Source organism: Cellulomonas pasadenensis, from assembly GCF_047229365.1.
Lineage (GTDB): Bacteria > Actinomycetota > Actinomycetes > Actinomycetales > Cellulomonadaceae > Cellulomonas.
The window spans coordinates 24,369-31,767 of record NZ_JBFTEP010000030.1 but is presented as its reverse complement, the minus strand read 5'-3'; the positions used below and the strand labels follow the sequence as shown (position 1 = coordinate 31,767).

General features: G+C 77.0%; 6 protein-coding genes. 2 read left to right on the top strand and 4 right to left on the bottom strand.

Annotation, left to right across the window (positions count from 1 at the left end; all coding sequences use genetic code 11):
• From AB6N23_RS06535 to AB6N23_RS06525, 3 genes are all read right to left on the bottom strand, one after another.
• Positions 1-467: 4'-phosphopantetheinyl transferase family protein (locus AB6N23_RS06535; RefSeq protein ID WP_412865286.1), on the bottom strand; the 467-nt coding region annotated here is incomplete at its 3' end.
• 92 nt (positions 468-559) lie between these two features.
• Positions 560-1,753, bottom strand: coding sequence for an NAD(P)/FAD-dependent oxidoreductase (locus AB6N23_RS06530; protein WP_412865285.1), 1,194 nt, complete (start codon positions 1,751-1,753; stop codon positions 560-562).
• A 153-nt stretch (positions 1,754-1,906) separates the two neighbouring features.
• Positions 1,907-2,671 (bottom strand): GAF and ANTAR domain-containing protein, encoded by a 765-nt coding sequence (locus AB6N23_RS06525; RefSeq protein ID WP_412865284.1) that lies wholly within the window; start codon positions 2,669-2,671, stop codon positions 1,907-1,909.
• A gap of 307 nt (positions 2,672-2,978) precedes the next feature.
• On the opposite strand from AB6N23_RS06525, the gene AB6N23_RS06520 reads away from it, so the two are divergent.
• Together AB6N23_RS06520 and AB6N23_RS06515 are read left to right on the top strand one after the other, a co-directional pair.
• On the top strand, positions 2,979-3,365 hold the full coding sequence (locus AB6N23_RS06520; RefSeq protein WP_412865283.1) for an STAS domain-containing protein: 387 nt from the start codon (positions 2,979-2,981) through the stop codon (positions 3,363-3,365).
• A gap of 213 nt (positions 3,366-3,578) precedes the next feature.
• Positions 3,579-5,864, top strand: a complete 2,286-nt coding sequence (locus AB6N23_RS06515) for a DUF2142 domain-containing protein (RefSeq protein ID WP_412865282.1) — start codon at positions 3,579-3,581, stop codon at positions 5,862-5,864.
• Here AB6N23_RS06515 and AB6N23_RS06510 read toward each other — a convergent pair.
• A complete protein-coding gene (locus AB6N23_RS06510) occupies positions 5,855-7,336 on the bottom strand; it encodes an MFS transporter (RefSeq protein WP_412865281.1) in 1,482 nt (493 codons plus the stop codon). The genes AB6N23_RS06515 and AB6N23_RS06510 overlap by 10 nt on opposite strands.
• Positions 7,337-7,399 lie beyond the last annotated feature (63 nt).

Sequence of the window (7,399 nt, the reverse complement as noted above, 5' to 3'; positions counted from 1 at the left end):
GCCGTGCGGACGTCGGCGGGCAGGCGGTCGTGCCGTGCGCGCTCCCGCGGGCCGAGCGCGACGTCCGCGAGCGGCGCCGTGGCCACGTCGTCGCAGGCCACCACGTCGACGCCGACGGGGCCGGCGTCGGTGAGCGCGACGGCGAGCACGGGCCCCGAGCGGCTGAGCGAGACGTGCAGCGGGGGAGCGGCGGGGGCGGTGACCGTGACCGGGCCGTGGTCACCGGCGCACTCCGGGCAGCGCGCCGCGAGCCCGACCGCGGCCGGCGCGACCCCCGTCCGTAGACCCACCGCGACGCGCAGCAGCGCCCGCGCCTGCACGAACGGCGTGCGGAGCGGCACCGGCAGCGTGTCGAGGCGTGCGCGCTCCGCGGGGTCGAGCACCGGCAGGAACACCGCGTCCGGCATGTCGAGGGGCGGGGTCGACCACACGTCGACGTGCGGGCGTGGCGGTCGGCGGTGCGGCACGGTCGCATCCTGCCGCGGGCGCGGCGTCGCCGGGACGCCCGGGGGGACCGGACGTGGCTCGGGCGACGACGCGGCGTCGGCGACGACGCGGCTCAGGACACCTTGCCGCGCAGCAGCCGGTGCCAGTACACCGACGGCTCGAGGTACCGGTCGAAGAACCAGACGCCGAGGCCGGGCCGCACGAGGTCGGGGAAGGGGATGCTCGGCTCCGGCCGGCCGTCCCGGTCGTGCTCCGCCAGCAGGAGGGCCCGCCGCGACGTCGTCACCGGCGCGACCGTGTAGCCGTCGTAGCGGCGCACCGGCCCGCCCGTGCGCCGCGCCGCGACGTTCTCCGCCACCACGGGCACCTGCTTGCGCAGCGCACCGCCCGACGGCGACGTCTCGACCGTGGCGACGTCGCCGAGCGCCCACACCCGCGGGTACGTGCGGTGCTGCAGCGTCTGCGGGTCGACGTCCGCGAAGCCGTCCGTGCCGGCGGCCGCGAGCCCCGACGCGGCGACCCACGCCGGCGCCCGGTGCGGCGGCACGAGGAAGAGCGCGTCGTAGCCGAGCGCGTCGGGGCCGTCCGGCGTGCGCAGGCGCAGCGTGCGGGCGTCCGCGTCGACGGACTCCACGGTCGTCCCCGTGCGCACCCGCACGCCGTAGCCGGCGGCGGCGGCGCGCAGCTCACGGTCGGCGCGGGCGAGCCCGGCGAGCGCGTCGCCCTCGACGACGAGGTCGATCGTGATCGCGTCGAGCACGCCGGTGCGGCGCCAGTGGTCGGCGGCGAGGAGGATCGGCTTGAGCCCGACCGGCACGCAGGGCACGTGCCGCGCCGACAGCGCGGCGACGACCCGGCCGGACGTGAGCGCCGACAGCATCGTCCACGCCTCGGGTGCGTGCTCGGGCAGGTAGCTGGTCGACGCGTGCGGGGTCGCGACGGCGGCGCGCGCACCGGGGACGGCGTCCCAGTCGACCTCCGACCCGGGGCAGACGACGAGGTCGCCGTACGTCAGCGTGCCGCCGTCGGCGAGGTGCACCGCCGACGCCTGCGGGTCGACGCCCACCGCGCGGTCGCGGTACCAGTGCACGCCGCGCGGCATCACCTCGACCTGCGGGCGCCGCAGGTCGTCGAGCGTGGCCTGGCCGCCCGCGACGTACGACAGCAGCGGCCGGTAGTGGTGCACGTCCTTCGGCTCGACGACGGCGACGTCGCGGCAGCCGTCGCGCAGCAGCCGCGCCGCGAGGGAGATGCCGGCGTTGCCGCCGCCGACGATCACGACGTCGTGGTGACGCTGGGGGCTCATGCCCACCACGCTCCCGGGGCTCGAGGACGGGGACGTCCGCCACGCTAGGTGACGGCGCCCGTGCCCGCCCCTCGGGCTGCCGGCAGCGCCCGGGTCGGCCCGGGTAGCGGGTCGGCCCGGGTACCACCGGTCGTCGTGCGACGGCCGCGGAGGTCAGCGCTCGAAGCGGCCGGTCCGCGGCGGACCGCCGCTGACGGCGGACACGATGTCCGCCGCGATGTCCACGACCTTGCGGTTGCGTCCCTGGCTCGCACGACGCAGGACCCCGAAGGCGTCGTCGGCGCTGCACCGCTGCTGCGCCATGAGGATGCCGAGGGCCTGGTCGATGACGCTGCGCGACTCCATCGCGTGCTGCAGGTGCTCGAGGACGTCGGACTGCTCCGCCTGGCGGAGGGCGAGCCCCACGACCGCCGCCGCGCGGGCGCCGAACGCCTGGAGGGAGTCGTGCAGTCCGTCGACGAACACGCCGGGCTCCAGGGCGTACGAGTTGAGCGCGCCGACGGTCGTCCCGGCCGCGTGGAGCGGCACCGACATGCTGCTGCGCACGCCGTGCGCGACGGCGTGCGCGCCGTAGCGGGGCCACCGCGGGTCCGACAGGTAGTCGTCCACCACGATGAGCTCCCCCGAGGCGAGGCTGTCGAGGCACGGGCCCTCGTGCGCCTCGTACTGGAGCTCGTCGACGTCGGCGGCGAGCCGGTCGCTCGACGTGACGCTCTGCACCCGCCCGCCACGCCGGGCGGTGATCCCGCAGGCGGCGACCTCGGGGTGCCCGGCTGCGGCCGCCGTCGCGATCTCCGCCAGCTGCTCCTCGACCGACCCGAGCCGCAGCACGAGGTCGAGCAGCGCGCCGGTGGTGTCGGGGATCGTGCCGTGCGGCGGGCCGAGGGTGGGCAGCGCGGGATCAGGGGTGCGGGACATGCGGCTCACGCTCTCCGGCGGCGGCGGCGGCGGGAGCGGCGCGGCTGGCGCCTCGGTCCCGGTCTCGTCGCGTGTCGACGTGCGACCGCAGACGGCGGCGGACGGTCCCGCCGCTCGGGGGGTCCCCGGTTGACCCCGAGCCTACGCCCTCCGCCGCCGATCGCGTCCGACTCGTCGGTTCCGTTCCCATCGTCCCGGCAGGGGATACAGTGGGCACTGGTTGGGACGCAGCCGTCCCGCCGGCCTCTCGTCGGCGGATCCGTACGCGCCGGCCTCCTCGGCCCGGCGCTCGGTCCGAGGAGACACCGTGGCCATCCTCCCGGCACCCCGCCCCCTGGGTGACCCCGCCGGCGCTCCCGGCTGCACCGTGACGCGGGCCGCCGGTCCCGCACCGCGGCTGCTGCTGCGGGGCGAGCTCGACCGTGACGCCGCCCCACCGGTCGAGGCGGTCCTGCGGTCGGCCCTCGCGAGCGACCGACCGGCGATCCTGCGCCTCGACGTGGGCGACCTCTGGTTCGTCGACGTCGAGGGCGTCCGTGTGCTGGCGCGCACGCACCGCGCCGCGGCGGCGCGCGGTGCACGCGTCCTGCTGGAGCGGCCTCGTCCCTTCCTCCTCGAGGTCGCCGCGGTCGTCGCCCCCGACCTGGTGCGGGGCGCGCACGCGGTGGACGGCGCGCGCGTCCCCGGCGCGTAGGCGGCGGACGGCCTCGTCCAGGACGGCGCACCCGGGGCGCCGTGACGGACGGGCCCGGCGTGACCGACGCCTCCCGGGGGACGCGGTGCGGCCTCGGTAGAGTGGCGCCGCGCGAGCCGCCGGCTCCGCCCTGCCCACGGGTGCCGCCGCGCGACGGCGCACCGCTCGCGGCCGTACCCGGCCGCCCGCCACGACCCCCGGAGCGACCGCAGCATGACCACCCCGCACGGACGTCCCACCTCCCGCCGGTGGTCCCTCGGCCGCCCGGCCGTCGCGGTGGGGGTCCTGCTGCTCTTCCTGCTGACGGTGCTCGCGCTCGTGAGCCGCACGGGCGGCACGCTCGTCGGCGACACGACGACGAACGTGCGCGTCACCGAGGTCCTGCCGCAGATGGAGCCGGGGGACCGGGTCGTGCAGACCGTCACGACGTCGAACGACCGCTTCGCGTCCGTGCAGGTCACCTTCGGCACCTACATGGGCGCGGCCGACTGCGAGCTGCGCGTCGCGCTGCACGAGGACGACGGCGACCCGGTGACGACGACGGGCGCGCTGGTGGCCGAGGACGAGCTGGACTGCTCGGAGGTGCTCGACTCCACGCCGATGCCGGTGCTCGAGTTCGCGCCCCGGGACGTGCCGGTCGGCACGCCGTTCGAGCTCGTGGTGGAGCGCGTCGACACCGCGGACACCCCGGGCGTGTCGATCTGGGCGGGGGAGCCCGACGGCGACGCGTACCTCGCCTCGGTCAACGAGCGCCCGACGGACGTGAGCGCCGACGTGCGGCCCCTGTACGACCCGCAGCCGCGGTGGTGGGACCACCTCGACGTCGTCACGGAGCGCATGGCGGCGTACGGGCCGGCGTGGGGCGGCCCGGCCGGGTTCGCGGTCGTGCTGCTCAGCGTCGGCGTGCTCGTCGCGTGCGCGACGCTCGCGACCCGACGCCCCACGGCGTTCCTCGTGCTGGTGGCGCTGCTCGCGCTCGCGCGCGGCCTGGTGTGGTCGGCCGCCGTGCCGGCGTTCGGCGGCATGGACGAGCCCGCGCACTTCTCCAACGTGCAGTTCATGGCCGAGGAGCGCGCGCTGCCCGGCCAGGCGGACAACCCGGAGATCTACAGCGAGCGGCTGTCGGCGGCCCAGGACGTCGTCAACATCACCTCGAGCGCGCCGGGCGACCGGCCGGACTACACGCCGGAGGGCGAGGCGGAGGCCCTCGAGGACGTCGCCGCGGCGTCCCCGCGCGGGGGCGGCGGCGGCCCGGCCGCGGCCTACCCGCCGCCGTACTACGTCATCGCGGCGGCGCTGTACCCGCTCGGAGGCGACTCCCTGTTCGACCAGGTCTCCGCGGCGCGCATGGCGAGCGTGCTGCTCGGCGTCGCGGGTGCGGTCCTGCTCGTGCTGCTCGCGCGCCGGCTGTTCCCCGAGCGCCCGGGGGCGCAGGTCGCGTTCGCGCTGGCCGGCGCCCTGCACCCCATGGCGGCCCACCAGTTCGCGATCGTCAACAACGACGCGTGGGTCATCGTGTGCGGCGTCGGCGCGCTCCTCATCGGGCTCGAGCTCGCGCGCCGCAGCCGTGCGCCCTGGCTCGCGCTCCTGGCGGGCGTCGTCGTCGGCTTCGCCCTGCTCGGCAAGCCGTTCGGCGCGTCCGTCGCGGTCCCGATGGCGGTCGGCTGGGTCATCGGCAAGGTCCGGGCGCGCGAGAAGGGCTGGCGCGTCCTGGCGGGTGAGGCGGGGCTCGTCGCGCTCGGCTTCGTCGCCACGTACGGCGCGTGGCGCGCGATCGCCGCTGTGGTCGACATCCCGAGCCAGCAGGTGCCGGCCGGGACCAGCGCCCGCTCTGTGCGGGAGTTCGTCGACGCGCAGGTCGGGCCCGGCTGGCAGGCGGCCAAGCGCATGTGGGCCGACCAGCTCTGGGGCAACTTCGGCTGGGTGCGCATCCCGTTCCCCGAGCCGGTGCCGACGCTCATCGGCCTCGGCCTGATCGCCCTCGTGCTCGGGCTCCTCGCGTGGCTCGTGGTGGTCGTGGTGGAGCAGGTCCGCCGGCGCCGCACGGCGGACGTGGACGCGGACGTGCGCGTGCTCGTGCACGCCAGAGCCACCTCCGGCGACGCGCCGGTGGACGTCGCCGCCGCCGAGGCGCCGCACGCGGCCGACGCGCCCGCCGACGCCCCGGCCCCCGCCGGCGCCCCGGCCCCCCGCGTGCTGCCCGGCCCGCTGCCGCTCGACGTGCGGATCGGCGTCCTCGCCTCGCTCGTGGTGGCGATCGTCGTCGTGCTGTACGCCGCCGCGTGGGTCTACTACGCGTCGACGGGCGCGAACGACCTGCTCCAGGGCCGGTACGCGCTGCTCGCCATGCCGGCGGTGCTCGCGCTGCCGGGCCTGCTGCTCGAGCGGTTCACCCGCGGCCGCGTCTCGCCGCTCGTCGCGAACGTGCTCGTCGCCGTGGCCATGGGCGGCCTGTTCCTGCTCGGCCTCAAGCGCACGCTCGAGTACTTCTACGGCTGAGGGGCGCGCGGCGCGGCGCCGGGCCCGCGGACGTCGTCCGTGCCGGGCCGGCGCCGCCGCACCAGGTCGACCACGCCGATCGCGAGGGCGACCCCGAGCAGCGCCACCGTGGCGAGCAGCCCGTGGGTGATGCCCGCGGTGCCGTCGCCCGAGGCCGAGCCGGCGAAGTACAGCGCGCCCACCACGGCGATGCCCACCGCGGACCCCAGGCGCTGCCCGGTCTGCAGGACCCCGCCCGCGGCGCCCGCCTCGGCGACCGGGACGTGCTCGAGCGCGAGCGTCTGGTTCGGTGAGATGACGAGCCCGCTGCCGAGCCCGGCGAGGAGCAGCGGCGCCGCGGTCCACCAGCCGGTCGTCGAGCGGCCGTCCGCCACGCCCAGCAGCACCTCCGCGAGCAGGAGGCCGGCGATCACGAGCACGAGGCCGGTCACGACGACCGCGCGACCCCGCGTGCTGACGGCCCGCCCGCCGATCGCCGCCGTCACGGCCGACCCGAGCGCGAACGGCGTGATCGCCAGCCCCGCCTGCAGCGGCGTGTACCCGAGGCCGTCCTGCAGGTACAGGGTCAGGACGAAGAAGATGCCGGTGAACCCGGAGAAGTAGGCGAGCGCGAGCAGCGCGCCGGTCGCGTACCCGGGCACGCGGAACAGCGACAGCCGCACCATCGGCGTCCGGCCGCGGGCGTCGAGCCGGCGTTCCCACACGACGAAGGCGGCGAGCACGAGGAGCCCGGCGACGAGCAGGCCCGCGTCGAGGGGCTCCCACTGCTCGCTCACGAGGGGCCACAGGACGCCGACCACGCCTGCGCCGAGCAGCACCGCACCGACCGGGTCCAGGTCGCGCGCCGGCTCCTTGTCGCGGCGCGGCGCGATGTACCGCAGCGACAGCAGGATCGCGAGCACGCCCACGGGCAGGTTGACGAGGAACACCCACCGCCAGCCGTGGTCGGCGCCGACGACGGCGAGGATCACGCCGCCGAGGACCGGGCCGATCGCGGTCGAGACGCCGATCGTCGTGCCGAGCCGCCCGAACGCGCGGCCGCGCTCGGCCCCCTGGAAGAGCTGCTGGATGAGGCCCGACACCTGCGGGTTGATGATGCCGCCGCCGACCCCCTGCGCGAGCCGCGCCGCGACGAGCCACGCGGCCGACTGCGCCAGCCCGGCCGCGAGGGACGCGAGCGTGAACACGACGACGCCCGCGATGAACAGCGTCCGCCGCCCCCGGGCGTCGCCGAGCCGGCCCGCGCTCACGAGCACGAGCCCGAACGTCAGCGCGTACCCCGACACGACCCACTGCAGCGCGGACGCCGACGCGTCGAGCTGGTCGGCGATCGACGGCAGCGCGACGTTGACGATGCTGACGTCGAGCAGCGTCATGAAGCCCGCCGTCAGGCAGACGCTCAGCGCCTTCCACCGGTTCGGGTCGGGCTCGGCGGCCGCGTCGGCCGGCGTGCTGGTCCGCGCGTCCGTCACCCGGCCGACGCTACGTCGGGCGCCGGGTGGTCGCGCGGTGACGGGGCGCGCGCCCCGCCCGCG